Raw genomic sequence first — 18,565 nt, forward strand, 5'->3', positions numbered from 1 at the left:
CGCCCATGCGGGCCATCCTGGTGGTCAATCCCAAGGCCACCACCACTACCGGCCGCGGCCGTGACGTGCTCGTCCGGGCGCTCCGCAGCGAGGTCGACCTCACCGTCGAGTACACCAGGCGACGGGGGCACGCGGTCGCGCTGGCCAGGGCTGCGGCCCGGCAGGGCGTCGACCTGGTGGTCACCCTCGGCGGCGACGGCACCGTCAACGAGGTGGTCAACGGCCTGATGACGGCCGGACCGGGCGACACCGACGAGGACCGTCCGACGGCCGAGCAACTGCCGGCCCTCGCCGCCGTACCGGGCGGCTCCACCAACGTGTTCGCCCGGGCGCTCGGGCTGCCGAGCCAGTGGCCGGACGCGGCCGGTGTGATCCTCGAAGGACTGCGGCTGGGCCGGGTCCGCACCATCGGGCTGGGGCGGGCCGACGACCGGTACTTCACCTTCTGCGCCGGGCTCGGACTCGACGCGGCGGTGATCAACCGGGTCGAGCGGGCCCGCCGACGCGGTCGGGTCTCCACACCGGCGCTGTACCTGCGGTCGATCGTCAGCCAGTACCTGCTGGGTGACGAACGTCGGCATCCGACGATCAGGCTGGAACGTCCGGGTGAGATCACGGAGGGTGAACTCGCGACGGTGATCATCCAGAACACCGCGCCCTGGACCTACGTCGGTGACCGTGAGGTCAATCCCAATCCGGACGCCTCGTTCGACCTCGGCCTCGATGTGCTCGCCATGCGCCGCCTGCGGGTACAGAGCACAACACGGATGGTGACGCAGAGCCTGTCCCGGCAACCCAATCCTCGTGGCCGGCAAATCTTGCGACTGCACGATCTGGACGAGTTTTCCCTGGTCGCAGAGCGTCCGCAGGCGTTCCAGCTCGATGGTGACTATCTCGGAGAGCGAAACAAAGTTCGATTCACCTCCGTTGCGGCCGCACTAAGAGTAATCTGCTAGCGCTGGGGTACATCGACCGGCAGAAGCCTCGGCAACGGTGAGGGTGGTGCCGGAAATGCCAGCAATGTCCGCCGCACTGTACTATATTGATTCTTGGCTGTGGCACACCGGGTGCCGGCGAGGGTGGCAATCCGGACAAAAGCGCCGTGAGCTGTCTCACCTGCCCAGAGTTTTTCGGGGCGTTACCCTTGACATCGCGGGAGTTCGTGAAAGTATTCACAAGCGAACTTGAGTTACCGGAACATTGCGTGGGCGCGCTCGACAAGCGGCCTGTCCACTGCGGGTTCCACAAACACAAAGCCTGCTCTCGCGCTGCCGAACCGATGGGCCCATACCGTCGCGATCGACACCGCGGACGCATATAGGAAAGATCCACGAAAGCACTGCCGCCCACCCAGATTGAGGAGTGTTGCCGCCATGGACTGGCGCCACCATGCTGCCTGCCGCGACGAAGACCCGGAGCTGTTCTTCCCGATCGGAACGTCCGGGCCGGCAGTCCTGCAGGTCGAGCAGGCCAAGGCCGTCTGCCGGCGTTGCTCCGTGACCGACGAGTGCCTGCAGTGGGCACTCGAATCCGGTCAGGACGCCGGCGTCTGGGGCGGAATGAGCGAAGAAGAGCGGCGCGCAGTCAAGCGCCGTGGTGGCCTGCGGGTCCTGCGCGCTCACTCTGCCTGACCGACCGCATCATCGCATTGAACGCCCTGGGGACATGTTCCCCAGGGCGTTCCGCTATTCACGAATTGACGACGGCCGTGCCGGAGGAATTTCGCTGACCGTCTCGTTCATGCCCACTCTCGGCAATGATCGGTCCTCGGCCGCATCCGCCCTTGCCAGTACCAATCGGGCCAACTCCGGAGCGTCACCGAGCGGGGCCGCGAAGGCCACCGCACCCGCCTCCCGGGCCGAGGCCATCGCCGCCTCGTAGAGCCGGCCCGGAGCCAGGAAGTAGGTGGCGACCGCCACCCGTCGGGCACCCAACGCCCGCAGCTCGGCCACCGCCGCGCCAGCGGCCGGTGGCGAGGCCGAGGCGTACCCGACCCGGACCGGGACGGCCAGGACGGCACCGAGCGCCTCGGCCACATCCTCGACGGTACGGCGGGCAGCCGCGTCTCTCGTGCCGGCGGCGGCCAGCACCACCCCGTCGACACGTTCGTCGTCGGTGGCCCCGTCCACCGGATGTTCGGCCTCGGTCAACCGTCGGCACAGTCCCGCCAGCAGGCGCGGATCGACTCCGGCCTCGGTCGGCCCCAGCACGTCGCCGACCAGCACCGGGATGCCCAGCCCCGCCGACCGGGCCGCCGCCACCGTGTCGGGGATGTCGACCTGGCCGTGATAGGCGGCGGTGAGCAGCAGCGGCACCAGTACGGCCCGTCGGTGACCGGCCGCCTCCAGCTCGGCCAGTACGGCCGCCGGGCGGGGTGGACCGTGGTCGAGATAGCTGGCCCGGACCACCAGACCGGGCCGGGCCGCGGCCACGGCCCGGGTGAGCGCCTCGGTGGCGAGCGCCGCCCGCGGATCCCGACTCCCGTGTGCCACCAGCACGATCGGGGCCGGGACAGCGGTCAGAGGTGCAAGCCGCACTCGGTCTTCTCGAACATCGCCCAACGGCCGGCCCTCGGATCCTCGCCCGCCTTCGTCCGGCGGGTGCAGGGCCAGCAGCCGATCGAGGTGTAGCCCTGCCGGAACAGCTCGTTGACCGGCACGTTCCAGCGGGCGATGTAGCTGTCCACGTCGACCTGGGTCCAGGCCGCGATCGGGTTGACCTTCACCTTGCCCCGGCGCGGGTCGAAGCTCACCACCGGGGTGTTCGCCCGGGTCGGCGACTCGTCCCGGCGCAGTCCGGCGGCCCAGGCGTCGTAGTCGCCCAGTGCCCGCTCCAGCGGCTCGACCTTACGCAGCGCGCAGCACTCGTCGGGCGCGCGGGAGAACAGCCGGGGGCCGTACTCGCCGTCCTGTTGGCCCACGGTCTGCCGGGGCCGGATGGACCGTACGTTGACCGGAAGGGTCCGGGCCACCGTGTCCCGCACGCGGAGGGTCTCCGGGAAGTGCAGTCCGGTGTCGAGGAAGATCACGTCGACCCCGGGCACCACCCGGGACACCACGTGCGCGAGCACACCGTCGGCCATCGAGCTGGTCAGGCAGAAACGCTCGCCGAACTCCCCCACCGCCCAGCGGACGATCTCCTGGGCGGGCGCGCCCTCCAGTTCCCGGCCCGCCTCCTCGGCCAGCGCCCGCAACTCGTCGGGGTCCCGACGGGCCGGATCGGGCCGGGCCGGGCTCTGGACGGCCGACTTCTGCGGGGCCGGGCTCTGGGTCGCCGGACCACGCCGGGGCGGTGCCCCTGGGCCGAGCTTGATCAGGTTGAGGTTCGTCGCCATGATCGGGCTCACCGGTTCACCGCCGAGGCGAGCAGGCCGGTGAACTTCACCGTGAAGACGCGCGCACAGGCGTGGCACTCCCAGGCGCCGTGTGACTCCGCGTTGGGTCGCAGGTCCTCCTCCCCGCAGTACGGGCAGTACATCGGCGCGGCTCGGGTTTCACTACTCATCGCAGTTCCTCCTCGTCGACTCGCACGACCCAGTTCGCGAAACTCTCGCCCTCGGTACGGCCCGCCAGGTAGCGGCGGGTCAGCCCCTCGACGTACTCGGGAAGTTCCGCTGCGGTGGTCTTGAGGCCGCGCAGCTTGCGGCCGAAGCCGGCGGACTGCCCCTGGGCCATGCCCAGACCGCCGCCGAGATGTACCTGGAAGCCCTCGACCTGACGCCCGTCCGGGCCCATCACGAGCTGGCCCTTCAGGCCAATGTCCGCGGTCTGGGTCCGGGCGCAGGCGTTCGGGCAGCCGTTGATGTGGATGCTCAGCCCGGAATCGCCCAGGTCGGCGCCGGCGAGCCGCTCCTCCAGCCGGGCCACCAGCTCCTCGCCCCGGGCCTTGGTCTCGACGATCGCGAGCTTGCAGTATTCGAGCCCGGTGCAGGCCATGGTGTCGCGCCGCCAGACCGACGGGAACGCCTCCAGCCCGATCCGGCGCAGCGCGCCGACCAGCGAGTCGGTCCGCTCCGGCGGCACATCCAGGACCAGCAGCTTCTGGTACGGCGTGAGGCTCACCCGCTCGCTGCCGTGCTCGGCCACCACGTCCGCGAGTTCGGCCAACTGGCTGCCGGAGACCCGGCCGACCACCGGGGCGGCCCCGACGTAGTTGCGGCCGTCCCGCTGCCGGTGCACCCCGATGTGGTCGATCGGCTTCTCCGGCAGCTCCGGCGCCGGCCCGTCGAGCAGGCTCCGGCCGAGGTACTCCTTCTCCAGCACCTCGCGGAACTTGGCCACACCCCAGTCGGCGACCAGGAACTTGAGCCGGGCCCGGTGCCGCAGCCGGCGGTAGCCGTAGTCCCGGAAGATCCCGACCACCCCGGCCCAGACGTCCGGCACCTCGTCCAGCGGCACCCAGACGCCGAGCCGCTGCGCGAGCATCGGGTTGGTGCTCAGTCCGCCGCCGACCCAGAGATCGAAGCCGAGACCGTGCTCCGGGTGCTCCACGCCGAGGAACGAGATGTCGTTGACCTCGTGCGGCGTGTCGGCCAGCCATGAGATCGAGGTCTTGAACTTACGCGGCAGGTTGGAGTACGCGGGGTCGCCGACGTACCGGCGGACGATCTCGTCGATCGCCGGGGTGGGGTCGAGCTTCTCGGCCTCGGCGACTCCGGCGACCGGGCTGCCGAGCACGACCCGGGGGCAGTCGCCGCACGCCTCGGTGGTCTGCAGGCCGACCCCTTCGAGCCGGCGCCAGATCTCCGGCATGTCCTCGACCCGGATCCAGTGCAGTTGGATGTTCTGCCGGTCGGTGATGTCGGCGGTGTCCCGGGCGTACGTCTGCGATATGTCGGCGATGACCCGGAGCTGCGCGAGGCTGAGCTGCCCACCGTCGATCCGGACCCGGAGCATGAAGAACTCGTCTTCGAGCTCGTGCGGTTCGAGTACCGCCGTACGCCCGCCGTCGATCCCGGCCTTGCGCTGGGTGTAGAGCCCCCACCAGCGGAACCGGCCACGCAGGTCGGCGGGGTCGATCGAGGCGAAGCCCCCGCGCGCGTAGATGTTCTCGATCCGGGCCCGTACGTGAAGCGGGTTGTCGTCCTTCTTCGTCCGCTCGTTCGGGTTCAGCGGCTCCCGGTGGCCGAGCGCCCACTGCCCCTCGCCTCGCTTGCGCCGGGCCGGTCGGGCCGCCGGTACGCTGCTGCCCGCCGAGTCGCTCGTGGCGCCGGGTCGGGCCGGGGTGCTGCTGACCGCCATCGCGGCGTCCTCCGTTGTTCGGTGTGGCTCGGTGGACGCGCAAGGCGGCGGCACTCGGCCCTAGTGGGACCGGGAACGACTGTCAGCGAGGACTGTGTCGGGGAGCCGGCGCAATGCGCGCCCAGGACGGACAGGTCCGGGCGGCGTCAGTGGGCCGGACAGATCGCGCTGCGAACGCGGCCATAATCGACGTGGCGGCGGGAGGTGAATCCCGGCCTCGCGAAACGGCGCTCGGCGGCGGTCATACCCGTCATGCTGCCACATCCATATCGCCTGGACCACAGCCCCGACCACGGGATCCCGCCTGGCGGACCCGGTGTGGCCAGCTTCACGCTAGGATTTCGCGTATCGGTGTTAATGGGGCAGATCATGCTTCGACTGCCATAAATGGCGATTCAGATCGCACCGCTCGCCGAATCCTCCTGCCGGGTTGGCTTCGCCGAGCCAACTGGCTGTGGCCCACCCTGGCCACCCTGATCATCACGGCCGTGCAGCTCGACCACGCCCCGCTCTGGCGGGACGAGTTGGCCACCTGGAGCGCGGCGTCCCGCCCGGTCGACGACCTGCTGCGGCTGGTCGGCAACATCGACGCGGTCAACGGCGCGTACTACCTCCTGATGCACGCCTGGATCGCGGTCTTCGGGGACTCCGTCCTCGCCCTGCGCCTGCCGTCCGCGCTCGCCATGGCCGGCGCCGCCGCGCTCACCACCCTGCTCGGCGCCCGGCTGTTCGGTCCCCGGGTCGGACTGCTCGGCGGACTGCTCCTCGCGGTGCTGCCCAGCACCTCCCGGTACGGACAGGAGGCCCGGCCGTACGCCCTGGTCACCCTGCTCGCGGTGCTGGCCACCCTGCTGCTGGTCCGGGCCCTGCACCGACCGACCTGGCCGCGCTGGCTCGGGTACGCGGCGACGCTCGCCGCGCTGGGCCTGGCCAACCTGTTCGCGGTCAGCCTGCTGGCCGGGCACGCGATCGCGGTACTCCTCGACCGGCAGGGCCATCGGCGCGGCGGCGTACCGGTCCGCTGGGTCGTGGCGGTCGGTGCGGCCGGGCTGGTGCTGGTGCCGCTGGCGGTGCTCGGCCGGGGGCAGCAGGGCCGGCAACTCGACTGGGTGGGCCGACCCGGCCTGGCCGCGCTGGTCGGGCTGCCCGGCAGCGTGGTGCAGGCCGCCGTGGTGGGTGGGCTGCTGTTCGGGCTGGCCGCCCTCGGTGCCGCGAGCCGAGGTCGGTGGGGCGCGGCGCTGGGACTGAGCGTGCTGCTGCCGGCCGCGCTGCTCTTCGTCGCCGGTCAGTTCACCCCGCTCTTCGTCCCGCGCTACCTGGTCTTCGTCGTGCCGTTCGGCTGCCTGCTGGCGGCCGGCACCCTCGCCCCGCTCCGGTTGGGCGCCGCCCTGGCCATCGTGCTGACCGTCGGGGTACTCGGCACGCCGGAGCAGGCCGCGTTGCGGCGTACCCACGAGTCGCCACGGACCGCTCCGGTGGACTATCCGGCGGCGGTACGCATCATCGCGGCGCACCGGCAACCGGGCGACGGCATCGTGTACGCCCCCCGCGACGGCTGGGCGTTCCTCGACCTCGCGACCGCCTACTACCTGCCGGCCGCCCGCCCCCGGGACGTGCTGCTCGCCGAGGACCAGGTACGCCGGGCCGACCTCTGGGCGACCGAATGCGCCCAGCCCGAGCGGTGCCTGGCCTCGGTCGACCGGCTCTGGCTGCTGGCCTGGGGGGAGCACGCCGACCCGCTGGCCGGGGTGCCCGCCAGCCGGGCGGATCCGCTGCGGGCCCGGTTCCGGATCGACCGGCGCTGGAGCGTGCCGGGTCTCACCGTGGCACTGCTGACCCCTCCTCCGACCCGGCGCTGAGCACCCCTGGAACCGGCGCCGGCGACCCGGCCCGCCTCGCGGGGGTAAGGATCCTTGCATGGTCATCTGTCACGCTGGCAGGCGTGAGCGACGACAAACCACCCGAAGGACTGCCTCGCTACCGGGTTCTCACCGGACCAGACGACGAGACGTTCTGCCGACGCGTCAGTGATGCCCTCGACCTCGGGTTTCGCCTGCACGCCGGTCCAACCGTCACCTTCGACGGAACTCGCGTCATCGTGGCGCAGGCCCTCGTCTGGCCGGGCAGGACCGACGATGCCCCACCCGTTGGTGCGCACTGACGTCCGTCTGCCGAACCGGTGCGGCGGTACCCCGCCGAGATGGCGACCAACGGGAGACTCTTGTCCGTATCCCGGAAAGGGGCGCCGCCCCTATCGGGCCAACGGGACCACGAGCAGTGCCTCGGTGCCGCCGGCCGCCCGGTTGCGTAGCTCGATCGTGCCGCGCAGTTCGCCGGTGGCCAACGCCCGGACGATCTGGAGGCCGAGCCGGCTGCCCTGGTCGGCGTCGAAGTCGTCCGGCAGGCCACGGCCGTTGTCGGCGACCGTGACATGCAACTGCTTGCGGAACCGGTGGGCCGAGACGACCACCTCGGCCGACTCGTCCTCCTCAGCCGGCCGGGCCGGCAGAGCCAGCTCGGCCGGTTCGGCCGGCTCGGCGGGCTCCGGGGCGGTGCCGCCCTCGTCGGGCGCCGGCAAGGCCCCGTCGGAGGCCGGAAAGGCGTGTTCGGGCGCCGGGAAGGCATGCTCGACGGCGTTGAGCAGCAACTCGTTCAGCACGATCACCAGCGAGGTGGCGATCTCGGCCGGCAGTACGCCGAAGCTGCCCTGCCGGCGCATCCGTACCGGCACCTCGGTCGCGGCCACCTCGGCCGCGGCCGACGCCACCCGGTCGACGATGCCGTCGAACTCGACCGCCTCGTCGCTGGACATCGAGAGGGTCTCGTGGACCAGCGCGATCGAGGCGACCCGGCGTACCGACTCCTCCAGGGCGGCCTTGGCGGCCGGGATGCCGACCCGGCGGGCCTGGAGGCGCAACAGGGCGGCGACGGTCTGCAGGTTGTTCTTCACCCGGTGGTGGATCTCCCGGATCGTCGCGTCCTTGGTGATCAGTGCCCGGTCCCGACGACGTACCTCGGTCATGTCGCGGACCAGGACCAGCGCGCCGATCGGCACCCCGGCGGGCATCAGCGGCAGGGCCCGGGTGAGCACGGTCGCCCCGCGCGCCTCGATCTCCCGCCGGGGCGGCGCCTCGCCGCGCAGCGCGGCCAGGACCCGGTTCGCCGCCTCGGTGCCCTCCAGCGGATCGGCGGCGAGCCGCCCGTTCAGGGCCGCCAGGTCCTCGCCGACCAGGTGCGACGCGAAGCCGAGCCGGCGGTACGCGGACTGGGCGTTCGGGCTCGCGTAGGTGACCTTGCCGTTGGCGTCGAGCCGGACCAGGCCGTCGCCGACCCGGGGCGCGGTGGTCGTCTCACCGGGGTGCCGGACCGGCGGGAAGGTGCCGTCGGAGAGCATCTGGGCGAGGTCGTCGGCGGTGGTGAGGTAGTTCAGTTCGAGTTGGCTCGGCGTGCGGGCGGTGGAGAGGTTGGTGTCCCGGCCCACCACGGCGATCACCTCGCCGGCCTCACCGTCGCCGCCGCGCAGCCGTACCGGGATCGCCTCGTGCCGGGCCGGGGTGTCGCCGTACCAGACCGGGTCGCCCTCCCGCCAGATCCGGCCCTGGCTGTACGCGATCTCCAGGTGCGCCACCTCGGGCCCGCCGACGATCCGGCCGACCTGGTCGTCCTGGTACGCGGTCGGCGCGGTCGTCGGGCGTACCTGGGCGACGCAGACGAAGCCGTCGCCGGAGTTGACCGGCACCCAGAGCAGCAGATCCGCGAAGGACAGGTCGGAGAGCAGTTGCCAGTCGCCGGCGACCCGGTGCAGGTGGTCGACGTCGACCGGACGGAGGCCGGTGTGCTCCTCAGCGAGATCGCGCAGCGTGGACACCGGGCAAGCCTGCCACGACCACCACCGGCGTGGGCACCGCTCCCTCCCACGCCCCACCCCACGCCCGAGTTTTCCGTGATCCCGTAAAGTCCGGCGGGTGTGGAGGGCCGGGTGGGGGGTGGGTGTGGAGGGCCGGGTGGGGGTGGGTCAGAGGGTGGCGGTGACCTTGTTCAGGCCCCGGGGGGCGTCGGGGTCTTCGCCCCGGGTCAGGGACAGGGCCAGGGCGAGCCGCTGCACCGGCAGGATGTCCAGCAACGGGGCGTACCGCTCGTCGACCTCCGGGACCGTCAGGTGTGCGGCGGCGCCCTCGATCTCGGACGGTCCGACGACGACCAGGTCGGCGCCGCGCTCGCCGAGCCTGGTGACGACGTCGCGCATGGCCGCGCCGCCGAGTCCGGCACCGACCACGGCGAGCACCGGAACGTCCGGGTCGGTCATTGCCAGCGGGCCGTGCAGCAGGTCCGCGCCGGAGAAGGCGAGCGCCGGCAGGTACGAGGTCTCCATCAGCTTCAGCGCCGCCTCCCGGGCGGTCGGATAGGCGTACCCCCGGCCGGTGGTGACCATCCGGTCCGCGAAGCGGTAGCGGGGAGCCAGTTGGCCGGGAACCGGATCGGCGAGGGTACGCCGGGCCAACTCCGGCAGCGTCTCCAGCGCGGCCCGCTCGTCGGCGGGGAGTACGCCGTTCCCGGCGCGGATCCCCTCGATCAGCAGCAGCAGGGCGAGCAGTTCGGCGGTGTACGTCTTGGTGGCGGCGACGGCCCGCTCGTGCCCGGCGGCCACGTCGACGGCGAGTTCCGCCGCGTGGGTCAGCGGTGAGTCGGGCGCGTTCGTCACCGCCAGGGTCAGCGCCCCGGCCGACCGGGCCACTCGGAGCACCTCGGTCAGGTCGGGTGAGCCGCCGCTCTGGCTGACCCCGACGACCAGCGCCTCGGACAGGTCCGGCCGGGCGCCGAAGACGGTGATCGTGCTCGGGGAGGCGAGTCCGGCCGGCAGGCCGAGCCGGATCTCGGTGAGGTACGTGGCGTAGAGCGCCGCGTGGTCCGAGGTGCCCCGCGCGGTGAACACCACGTGTCGCGGTCGGCGTTCGGCGATCACGGCCGCCACCTGCGCAATCGCGGCAAGGGACGCCGGTTCCAGCAGTCGCGCGTAGCCCTCCGGCTGCTCGGCGATGTCCGCCGCCATGCCGGCTCCTGATTGCGCCACGATGACCTCCTCATGCGCGAAACTCGCGCGTTCCATGCTCAGCGTTGCACGATTCAAAGCGATAGGGCAATTGAACGATCAGCTTTGCGCAGTAGATCACCAAGCCCCGTCCACATGCCCTAGGCTCCCCAACCCAGGGGAAAATCCACGCGCGGCGAAGGGTCGACTCGGTGCCCGAGGGAACGGACGACCCCCGGCTGTCGGCCGAGGGCGAACTGGCGCTGGCCCGGCTGGCGCTCGACGACGGCGACCTACGGCACGCCGCCGGACACCTGGCCGGAGCGATCGCGTACGCGCCCACGATGCCCGAGGTCCACGAGGCACTCGCCCAGCTCGCCGCCCGGTCCGGCGGTGGGGTGGAACTCTTCCCGCTCGACCAGCACCCCTTCATCGGCACGGTGGTGGCCCGGGCACACCTGCTCGCCGCCGCCGGGCGCCCCGGTGACGGGCTGGAGCTGCTGGCCGCCGCGACCGGGCACGCCCCCTCCGCCGACTGGGCCGGTGTGCCCTGGGTCAGCGCGCCGGAGCTGCCCGGTCATCTCGACCCGGACCGGATCGCCCGGATCCTGATGCAGGTCTGCGCCGGCATCCCCGATCCGGTACCGGAGACCGCCCGGGAACCCCTCTGGCCCTACCTGCGGCTGGCCCGGCACGCGGTGGCCGCACATCCGCGACACGGCCTGCTGCTCGGCGCGGCCTCGGCACTGGCTCGCCGGGTCGGCGCGATCACCCTGGCCGTCGAGTGGGCCAGCCGGGGAACCCGGGAGCTGCCGTCGAAGCTCTCCGAGGTGTGGCTGGGTTACGCCTACCGCAGCGCCGGGCGTACCGACGACGCGCTCGCCGCCCTGCGCCGAGCGGTCGAGCACGACCCGGAGGACCTCTCCGTGTACGCGGACATCGCCGGCACGCTCGCCGACCACGGCCAGCTCGACGAGGCCCTGGACTGGATCGACCGCGCGCTGTCCCGGGATCCGTCCTTCGACTGCGCCGTACACACCGGCCACCGGCTGCGCTACCGGCGGGACGGCGCGCTCGACCATCTCGTGGCGCTCGCCGACTTCCAGCGGGACCATCCGGACGACTCGCACGAACACAGCGACCTCGCCGAGTGCTGCCACGGTCAGCCGTGGCTGGGCCGGGTTCCGGCGGCCACCGAGAAGGTGGCCGTGGCGGTGCGGCAACGGCTCGGCAGCGGGGAGCCGGCGCCCGACGCACAGCTGCTGCTGACCGAGTTGGAGCCGCCGAGCGCGATGCGGACGCTGGTCGGCTGGGCCTCCGACCTGACCGTCGCGGTCGAGGGGACACCCGAACCGGACCTGCGCGAGCCACGTCGGCCCGTCACCCGTCGGCTGTGGCACTACGACGGTACGGACGCCGTGCCGACCCTGCCCGAGCCGGCCGCCCCGGCGGTGGAACGGATCCGGCACCTGGCCCATCCGGCCTGGCCGCATCCGCCGGCCGCCTACGACGCGGCGGTCGGGCTCGCCACGGTCGAACTCGACGACCTGCTCGGCCTCCTCGTGCACCCGCCGGCTCCGCCGCCGACCGAACTGGGCCGCACCCTGGCCGAGCACGATCCGACGCTGTGGGTGCGTTGCGTCCAGGTCTGGGTCTGCCTCGGCCTGCTGCACCACCGTACGGACGAGCCGTGGCCGGACTCGACCCGTCGCCGGGTACTGCTCGACCTGGTCTGGGGCGTCGAGGACTGGATCACCGAGGCGGCACTGTTCGCCCTGGTCACCGCCGCCTGGGTGGACCCGTCGGTGCGTACCGACGTGGCCCGGGTCGCGGCCGAACGACTGGTCGACGCCGTCGAGGTGGCCGGGCGACGGCCGGTCTCGGTCAAGCGGTCGCTGGCCCAGCTGGTCCTGGCCACCCCGATGGCCGAGCCGGCCGCGGTGGACGCCGCCCGCCAGCTCCTCGCCCGGGACAACGGCGGACAGGTGAGGAGGCCGGGCCGGTTCCGGCAACTGTGGAACCGGATCTGGAGCCGACTCACCCGACGGCGCTGAATCGCCAGGATGGCCGGTGGCGTCGCCACCGGCCATCCTGGCTGAGCCGTCAGCGCACCGGCGGGCTGGCCAGCGCGATCTCGGCCTGCTCCTCCGGGGTACCGGCGGGATCCTGTGTCTCCGGCCCGCCCCGCAGCGGGATCTCCTTGATGAACCAGGCCAGCACCGCGATGGCCAGGGCGAACGGAACCGCCCACAGGAAGACCCCGCTGATCGAGTCGGCCAGGCCGCCGAGCACGGCGAGCCGCTGCTCGGTCGGCAACCCCTGTAGTGCGGCGGGGTCCACTCCGGCGCCATCGCCGCCGCTCAGCGCCGCGCCGGCCGCCGAGTCGGCCAACCGGTTGGCGAAGATCGCACCGAACAACGAAACACCGAACGAGCCGCCGATCGACCGGAAGAAGGTGGCCGCGCCGCTGGCCGCGCCGAGGTCCTTCTGCTCCACGCTGTTCTGCGCGATCAACATCGAGGTCTGCATCAGGAAGCCCATGCCGACGCCGAGGACCACCATGTAGAGGGACGACTCGGTCTTGCTGGTGTTGACGTCGAGCATCATCAGCAGTCCCATGCCGACGGTCATCACGATGCCGCCGATGATGGGGAAGGCACGGTAGCGGCCGGTCTTGGTGATCGTCCGGCCGACCACGATCGACACCACCAGCATGCCGAACATCAGCGGCAGCAGCAGCAGGCCGCTGTTGGTCGCCGAGGCGCCCTGCACGGTCTGCTGGTACAACGGCAGGAAGTTCATCGCGCCGAACATCGCGAACCCGAGCAGGAAGCCGATCGCCGAGATCACCGCGAAGTTGCGGTTGGCGAAGAGGCCCAGCGACAGGATCGGCTCGGACACCCGGCGCTCGACCAGTCCGAACGCCACCAGCGACAGCACGGCGAGTACGGCCAGCCCGAGGATCTGCCCGGACGCCCAGTCGTACTCGTTGCCGCCCCAGGTGGTGACCAGGACGATCGCGGTGATGCCGACCGAGAGGAGCGCGGCGCCGAGCCAGTCGATCCGGTGTTCGGTGCGGTACTTGGGCAGGTGCATCCGGGTGGCCAGCAGGATCAGCGCCACGCCGCCGAGCGGCAGGTTGACGTAGAACGCCCAGCGCCACGAGAGGTGGTCGGTGATGAAGCCGCCGGCCAGCGGACCGGCAACCATGGCGATGGCCATGATGCCGGCGATCATGCCCTGGTAGCGGCCCCGCTCCCGGGGCGGCACCAGGTCACCGATGATGGCCATCACCCCGACCATCAGGCCACCGGCGCCCAGGCCCTGCACCGCGCGGAAGGCGATCAGCTCCATCATGCCGTCGCCGGGGCCGCCGAGCATCGCCGAGCCGGCCATCCCGCAGAGCGCCGAGCCGAACAGGAAGATCCCGATCGAGGTGAGGAAGACCGCCTTGCGCCCGTACAGGTCTCCCAGCTTGCCCCAGATGGGCGTGGAAACCGTGGTACCCAGCACGTACGCGGTGACCACCCAGGTGAAGTGGTTCAGCCCGCCGAATTCCCCCACGATCCTCGGCAGTGCCGTGCTCACGATCATGTTGTCGAGCATCGCGAGCATCATCGCGATCATCAGGCCGCCGAGCACCACCCTGATGTTGACTCTTACCGGCGCCTCCGCCGTCGCGCTCATCTAAGCTCCCCCTGAGTTACGACCCACTTACTTGCCGGCCGGCTAGTTATCTTACTTGCCGTACGGTAAGTTTGGTGCCTGGTTCGCGTCAAGTGATTAGGAAAGGTGGTCCGGGTGACCGGCAGCACAGGCGATACGCGGTCCCGCATCCAGGCCGTGGCCCTCGAGCTGTTCACCGAGCAGGGGTACGAGAAGACCTCCCTGCGAGAGATCGCCGAACGGCTCGGAGTCACCAAGGCCGCGCTGTACTACCACTTCAAGAGCAAGGACGACATCGTCAACAGCTTCGTCTCGGACCGGATCGAGCGGTTGGACAGGCTGATCGAATGGGCCGGGCAACAGCCGGTCGACGCCGCCGGACGCCGGGCGGTACTCCAGCGGTACTCGGAGGAGTTCTTCGGCGACACGGGACACAGCGTGATGCAGTTCTTCGAGCAGAACCGGACGGTGCTCACGCACCTGGCCTCCGGACAGATGATGAAGGACCGGCTGCTGCGAGTGGCCGAGGTGCTCTCCCGCGCCGACCCGTCGCCGGCCGGCCAGCTCCGGGCGACGCTGGCGATCTTCGCGGTGCACGGGAGCATGTTCGCGCTGCGCGGGCCGGAGATCACTGTCGAGCAGCGGAAGCAACTCGCCCTCGACGTCGCGTACGAAATGCTCGACCGGATCGGTGCGTCCGCTGCCGAGGACGGAACCCAGACCGCGCTGCGGAGTTAGCCGTACCCGAGCGGATCAGCCGCGGCTCGCCTCCACGACCGAGGTCGGCGCGCCGGCCAGGTCGATTCGGAGGGCGTGCAGATCCACCCCCGGATCCGGCGACCAGTCCCGCTCCGGGGTACGGACGAAGCCGAGCCGCGCGTACAGCCGGTGCGCCGGGGCGGAGAAGCTGCGGGTGCAGATGACCACGCCGTGGCAGCCGAGGGCGGTGGCACGGGTCAGACAGGCCCGGACCAGTGCCTCGCCGGCACCACGCCCCTGCGCCGCCGGATCCACGGCCAGCATCCGGAACTCCGCCTCGCCGGGCCCCGCCAACTGGGCGTACGGAGTGCCCGGCACCACGAACAGCACGGAACCGAGCACCTCGCCGGTGGTCCCGTCGACGGCCACCAGCAGCTCACCCGAGTCGGACCGGGCAGACACGTCGAGAAGGGTCTGCTCGTACTCGGACTCGCCGGCGAGCTGACCATCCGCCCGGTACGCGGCAACGGTCAGCCGGGCGATCGCGTCGAAGTCGGCCGGCTCGGCACGCCGGACCAGCAGATTGGTCATGTCGTCTCGTGCGTTCAACTCGGTCAGTCGATGACGGCGATCAGGTCGCCGTCCTGCACGACGTCACCCTCGTTGACGGCGAGTTCCCGGAGCACCCCGTCGGACTCGGCGATGACCGGGATCTCCATCTTCATCGACTCGAGGATCACCAGCGTGTCGCCCTCGGCCACCGTGTCGCCGGCCGCGGCGACGACCTTCCAGACGTTCGCCACCATCTCGGCGCGGATCTCCTCGGCCATCAGGCCCCCCTCGTCATCACTGATACCTGCGAACACGGTATCCAATCATGCGACGGCCCGCCTCGGGTCCTTGGCGCCGATCCGGCCGCTCGGCCTCGGCGGGCCCGGCCGACCCGTCATGGGAGGATTGCCCGGCGCGAGCACAGCAAGGGCGGCGCACCGAACACGAGCGCCGCCGCTCGCCGGAAAAGACGGGAGGTCGAGCATGGCGAAGAAGTCACGTAAGAAGAAGGCACGCAAGAAGAGCGCCGCCAACCACGGCAAGCGCCCCAACTCCTGAGCATCGGCGGGGCCGAGCCTGGACGGACCGGGCGGGGCAGGGGACCATCGACGATCGCGTGACGCGGTCGGGATGCCCCGGCCCCGGCCCGGTGATCCGTTCCACCAACCGCCCGGAGGACCGGACGGGACCGGCCGGGGCGTCAGTCGGCCAGATATTCCCGGGACTCGTTCTCGAAGACCAGCTCGGCAAGGCGGACACGCAGCCGCTCGCGGAGGTCGGCGGGCGCCGTCTCGTTGCCGCAGCACCGCGCGACCAAAGCCTTGACCTCCTGCTCGATGCCGTACTCGCGCAGGCAGGGGGAGCACTCGTCGAGATGGTCCCGGATCAGGTTCCGCCGGTCGTCGGCGCACTCGAGGTCGAGGTAGAGGTATACCTCGGTGAGCACCTCACGGCAGTCGGTCTCGTGTGGTTCACCGCAACTCATGCTTGCTCACACCTCCCGGGCAGCGGCGGCGGACCTGGTCGACGGGGCGGACGAAAAGCCCCGTTCGGCAGCGTAGCGCTCAAGCAGCTTCCGCAGGTTCCGCCGGCCACGGTGCAACCGGGACATCACGGTGCCGATCGGCGTTCCCATGATGTCGGCGACCTCCTTGTAGGAAAACCCCTCGACGTCGGTGAGGTAGACCGCGAGCCGGAACTCCTCCGGGAGTTGCTGCAACGCCTCTTTCACGTCGCTGTCCGGCAGTCGGTCCAGCGCCTCGGTCTCCGCGGACCGCAGCCCGCTGGAGGTGTGCGACTCGGCCTCGGCGAGCTGCCAGTCGGTGATCTCCTCGGTGGGCGCCTGGACAGGCTGCCGCTGCCGACGGCGGTACGAGTTGATGTAGGTGTTGGTCAGGATCCGGTAGAGCCACGCCTTGAGGTTCGTGCCCTCTTCGAACTGGTGGAACGCGGCGAATGCCTTCAGGTACGTTTCCTGGACCAGATCCTCGGCGTCGGCGGGGTTGCGGGTCATCCGCAGGCCGGCGGCGTACAACTGGTCGACGAAGGGCAGCGCGTCGCGCTCGAACCGGGCCCGCCGCTCGTCCGTACGCTCGTCCGTTTTCTCCGGTCGTGTCAACCGCGCGTCTCCCTCGCCTCGATACCGAACCGGCGCTGCGGCCTCCTTCACCACCGCCGCGGCGCTAGTCGGCTGTCCCGCCGAGGATACGCGGAAAACATGACCCGGCGATTCAGTTCGGGCCGTGCTGGTGCTCACCGCAGCCCGATCACCCAGCGATCGGCTGGGCGGTCCGTTCCGCCGTCGGTCGAGCCGCCGTGCGGCGTCACGCTCGTGCTCCAGGCTCCGTGTCTCGGTCGACACCGGTCAGACCCCCTCGTGCGCAGTAGCTTCCGGGAGTTGTAACCCGCCCGACCGGCGAGGCATTCCGACCACCGCCCATCCCTGGCCCCGGCCGCGGCCAATCCGGCTCGACTCGCCACCGCTGGGACCAGGAAGGGCCTGGGAGGATGAAACCGGGCGCCGCGGTGGCTTCGCATCACCCCGTGCGGTGTCCGGCATCAGAAGGAGCAACGATCACCCTGGTACGGAGAAACGGCCGTCCCACGGTGTCCTCAGGCCGCCCAGCCCCGCTCCCGGAGCCAGTCCACCACCACCTCGGCGATGCCCACCGGGTCACGTCGGAGGTCGTGCCGCTCCCCCGGCCGTACCTCGACCCGGATCTGCGGTCCGGCCGACGGCACCCCGAACGGGTCCCGATCGCCGTTGACCACCAGGGTGGGCAACCCGGTCTCCAGTTCCGGCGCCCGCGACCGCTCCGGAGCCCGGGGTGGATGCAGCGGAAAGGCCAGCGCGACGACACCGGACGCCGACAGCGCGCCGGCGGTACGGCAGGCGACCCGGGCGCCGCTGGATCGACCGCCGACGACCAGGGTCGGGGCCGCGCGATGCCGCCGCAGCAGATCCGCGACCACCGCCGTCCAGGCCTCGTCGAGGTGGCCGGCGGGTGCCGGCGCCCGTCGACCGGCCACCCGGTAGGGCTGGGTGACCCTGGCCACCCCGATTCCCGCGGTGAGCGCGGCGTTCCGGAGCGCGACCAGGTCGGGCGCGTCCACGTCACCGCCCGCGCCGTGCCCGAGCACCAGCAGGGTCGCGGGTTCGGGGTGCGGCAGGTCGACGTCCGCCCGAGCCGGTCCCCGTGGCGTGTCGATCTGGTCCACGCGGTGCACGGCGCCACTGTATGGCAGGTCCGACCGGGAAATCGCCGATCGTGGCGGCCCGGTCGAAGGCGTCCGCTGGTCGTCGACCCACGCCCACCCCCGTGGGTCGACGGCCGACGACCAGCGACCGGTGCTCAGTGCTCAGCGACGACTCGTGCTGAGTGGGATCAGGGTCAGTAGCCGGTCCCGGACCGGGGGTCCGGCATCGCCGGCCGCGTCCGGATCACGCTCCACCTGATCCCGCCAGGCGACCAACATCGCCCGTCGCTCACGCGGTGTGGTCGCTCCCCACACACCGTGACAGTCACCCACCTCCAGCGCCCAGGCCAGGCACGGCCCCTGTACGTCACATGTCCGGCACAACGCGACCGCCGAGTCGGCCGGTTCGCTCGGTGCCGGAAAGAACGTCTCAGGGTCCACGCTCTGGCACACCCCTCTGGTTCGCCAGGCATCGTCCAGCTGCCGCTCAGTGAGCGCCCGGAGCAATCTCGGGTCTCGTCGCGCCGCGGCAACCTCGTGCGGGCGTGGCATCCGCGCCCGTGTCATTCACCCACCTCCCCCGTGGGACCGACAATGTTTCGATGAGTGCCGCTCGCCCGGTGCGAGCCGACACCCACTGCCGGCGCTGTGTTCTATCGCACGAACACGATGGGTGACAAGT

20 protein-coding genes are annotated in these 18,565 nt (G+C 71.3%); 7 read left to right on the forward strand and 13 right to left on the reverse strand.

Translation table 11 applies throughout. From position 1 onward, the window contains the following. Window positions 1-5 precede the first annotated feature (5 nt). Together ACFP2T_RS00940 and ACFP2T_RS00945 are read left to right on the forward strand one after the other, a co-directional pair. Entirely contained in the window at window positions 6-956 is a 951-nt protein-coding gene (locus ACFP2T_RS00940) for a diacylglycerol/lipid kinase family protein (protein ID WP_377416235.1), read from the forward strand. A gap of 417 nt (window positions 957-1,373) precedes the next feature. Continuing rightward, on the forward strand, window positions 1,374-1,631 hold the full coding sequence (locus tag ACFP2T_RS00945; RefSeq protein ID WP_130464821.1) for a WhiB family transcriptional regulator: 258 nt from the start codon (window positions 1,374-1,376) through the stop codon (window positions 1,629-1,631). 54 nt (window positions 1,632-1,685) lie between these two features. Here ACFP2T_RS00945 and ACFP2T_RS00950 read toward each other — a convergent pair whose 3' ends face one another. From ACFP2T_RS00950 to ACFP2T_RS00965, 4 genes are read right to left on the reverse strand one after another with little or no spacing between them, the layout of a single operon-like run. Next, window positions 1,686-2,537: a sirohydrochlorin chelatase gene (locus ACFP2T_RS00950; protein ID WP_377416237.1), complete on the reverse strand. Its 852-nt coding sequence runs from the start codon at window positions 2,535-2,537 to the stop codon at window positions 1,686-1,688. Then, window positions 2,519-3,346: a phosphoadenylyl-sulfate reductase gene (locus ACFP2T_RS00955; RefSeq protein ID WP_377416239.1), complete on the reverse strand. Its 828-nt coding sequence runs from the start codon at window positions 3,344-3,346 to the stop codon at window positions 2,519-2,521. Before ACFP2T_RS00955 ends, ACFP2T_RS00950 begins: the two co-directional genes overlap by 19 nt. Continuing rightward, window positions 3,343-3,504: a hypothetical protein gene (locus ACFP2T_RS00960; protein WP_377416241.1), complete on the reverse strand. Its 162-nt coding sequence runs from the start codon at window positions 3,502-3,504 to the stop codon at window positions 3,343-3,345. Before ACFP2T_RS00960 ends, ACFP2T_RS00955 begins: the two co-directional genes overlap by 4 nt. Continuing rightward, complete coding sequence (locus tag ACFP2T_RS00965) at window positions 3,501-5,240, reverse strand: nitrite/sulfite reductase (RefSeq protein ID WP_377416243.1); 1,740 nt, start codon at window positions 5,238-5,240, stop codon at window positions 3,501-3,503. Before ACFP2T_RS00965 ends, ACFP2T_RS00960 begins: the two co-directional genes overlap by 4 nt. 416 nt (window positions 5,241-5,656) lie before the next feature. On the opposite strand from ACFP2T_RS00965, the gene ACFP2T_RS00970 reads away from it, so the two are divergent. Beyond that, the gene (locus ACFP2T_RS00970) at window positions 5,657-7,099 is read left to right on the forward strand and encodes a glycosyltransferase family 39 protein (RefSeq protein WP_377417808.1); all 1,443 of its coding nucleotides are present in this window, start codon (window positions 5,657-5,659) and stop codon (window positions 7,097-7,099) included. Between the two features lie 83 nt (window positions 7,100-7,182). Further along, the gene (locus tag ACFP2T_RS00975) at window positions 7,183-7,401 is read left to right on the forward strand and encodes a DUF1737 domain-containing protein (RefSeq protein ID WP_377416245.1); all 219 of its coding nucleotides are present in this window, start codon (window positions 7,183-7,185) and stop codon (window positions 7,399-7,401) included. Between the two features lie 90 nt (window positions 7,402-7,491). Here ACFP2T_RS00975 and ACFP2T_RS00980 read toward each other — a convergent pair whose 3' ends face one another. Together ACFP2T_RS00980 and ACFP2T_RS00985 are read right to left on the reverse strand one after the other, a co-directional pair. Beyond that, window positions 7,492-9,108, reverse strand: coding sequence for a histidine kinase N-terminal domain-containing protein (locus tag ACFP2T_RS00980; protein ID WP_377416247.1), 1,617 nt, complete (start codon window positions 9,106-9,108; stop codon window positions 7,492-7,494). A 147-nt stretch (window positions 9,109-9,255) separates the two neighbouring features. Continuing rightward, the gene (locus ACFP2T_RS00985) at window positions 9,256-10,290 is read right to left on the reverse strand and encodes an SIS domain-containing protein (protein ID WP_377417810.1); all 1,035 of its coding nucleotides are present in this window, start codon (window positions 10,288-10,290) and stop codon (window positions 9,256-9,258) included. A gap of 191 nt (window positions 10,291-10,481) precedes the next feature. Here ACFP2T_RS00985 and ACFP2T_RS00990 point away from each other — a divergent pair, with 191 nt between their 5' ends. Next, window positions 10,482-12,323: a tetratricopeptide repeat protein gene (locus ACFP2T_RS00990; protein WP_377416249.1), complete on the forward strand. Its 1,842-nt coding sequence runs from the start codon at window positions 10,482-10,484 to the stop codon at window positions 12,321-12,323. A 49-nt stretch (window positions 12,324-12,372) separates the two neighbouring features. Here the strand turns inward: ACFP2T_RS00990 and ACFP2T_RS00995 are convergent, their stop codons facing one another. Beyond that, window positions 12,373-13,956 carry an MDR family MFS transporter gene (locus ACFP2T_RS00995; RefSeq protein ID WP_377416251.1) on the reverse strand — a complete coding sequence of 528 codons (1,584 nt, stop codon included), beginning with the start codon at window positions 13,954-13,956 and terminating at the stop codon, window positions 12,373-12,375. A 114-nt stretch (window positions 13,957-14,070) separates the two neighbouring features. Between ACFP2T_RS00995 and ACFP2T_RS01000 the strand changes: the two genes are divergently transcribed. After that, entirely contained in the window at window positions 14,071-14,673 is a 603-nt protein-coding gene (locus ACFP2T_RS01000) for a TetR/AcrR family transcriptional regulator (RefSeq protein ID WP_377416253.1), read from the forward strand. Between the two features lie 15 nt (window positions 14,674-14,688). On the opposite strand, the gene ACFP2T_RS01005 is transcribed toward ACFP2T_RS01000, so the two are convergent. Further along, window positions 14,689-15,225, reverse strand: a complete 537-nt coding sequence (locus tag ACFP2T_RS01005; protein ID WP_377416255.1) for a GNAT family N-acetyltransferase — start codon at window positions 15,223-15,225, stop codon at window positions 14,689-14,691. Between the two features lie 23 nt (window positions 15,226-15,248). Next, window positions 15,249-15,464, reverse strand: coding sequence for a biotin/lipoyl-binding carrier protein (locus ACFP2T_RS01010; RefSeq protein ID WP_377417812.1), 216 nt, complete (start codon window positions 15,462-15,464; stop codon window positions 15,249-15,251). A gap of 205 nt (window positions 15,465-15,669) precedes the next feature. On the opposite strand from ACFP2T_RS01010, the gene ACFP2T_RS01015 reads away from it, so the two are divergent. Continuing rightward, on the forward strand, window positions 15,670-15,744 hold the full coding sequence (locus ACFP2T_RS01015; protein ID WP_369814844.1) for a 50S ribosomal protein bL37: 75 nt from the start codon (window positions 15,670-15,672) through the stop codon (window positions 15,742-15,744). A gap of 142 nt (window positions 15,745-15,886) precedes the next feature. Here ACFP2T_RS01015 and rsrA read toward each other — a convergent pair whose 3' ends face one another. The 4 genes from rsrA to ACFP2T_RS01035 form a co-directional block, all read right to left on the reverse strand. Next, window positions 15,887-16,171, reverse strand: coding sequence for a mycothiol system anti-sigma-R factor (rsrA, locus tag ACFP2T_RS01020; RefSeq protein WP_377416257.1), 285 nt, complete (start codon window positions 16,169-16,171; stop codon window positions 15,887-15,889). 6 nt (window positions 16,172-16,177) lie between these two features. Then, window positions 16,178-17,047: a sigma-70 family RNA polymerase sigma factor gene (locus tag ACFP2T_RS01025; RefSeq protein ID WP_377416259.1), complete on the reverse strand. Its 870-nt coding sequence runs from the start codon at window positions 17,045-17,047 to the stop codon at window positions 16,178-16,180. Between the two features lie 251 nt (window positions 17,048-17,298). Further along, window positions 17,299-17,913, reverse strand: a complete 615-nt coding sequence (locus tag ACFP2T_RS01030) for an alpha/beta hydrolase family protein (protein ID WP_377416261.1) — start codon at window positions 17,911-17,913, stop codon at window positions 17,299-17,301. A gap of 132 nt (window positions 17,914-18,045) precedes the next feature. After that, window positions 18,046-18,450, reverse strand: a complete 405-nt coding sequence (locus ACFP2T_RS01035; protein WP_192767054.1) for a WhiB family transcriptional regulator — start codon at window positions 18,448-18,450, stop codon at window positions 18,046-18,048. Window positions 18,451-18,565 lie beyond the last annotated feature (115 nt).

Source organism: Plantactinospora solaniradicis, from assembly GCF_042658085.1.
GTDB classification, from domain to species: domain Bacteria; phylum Actinomycetota; class Actinomycetes; order Mycobacteriales; family Micromonosporaceae; genus Plantactinospora; species Plantactinospora solaniradicis.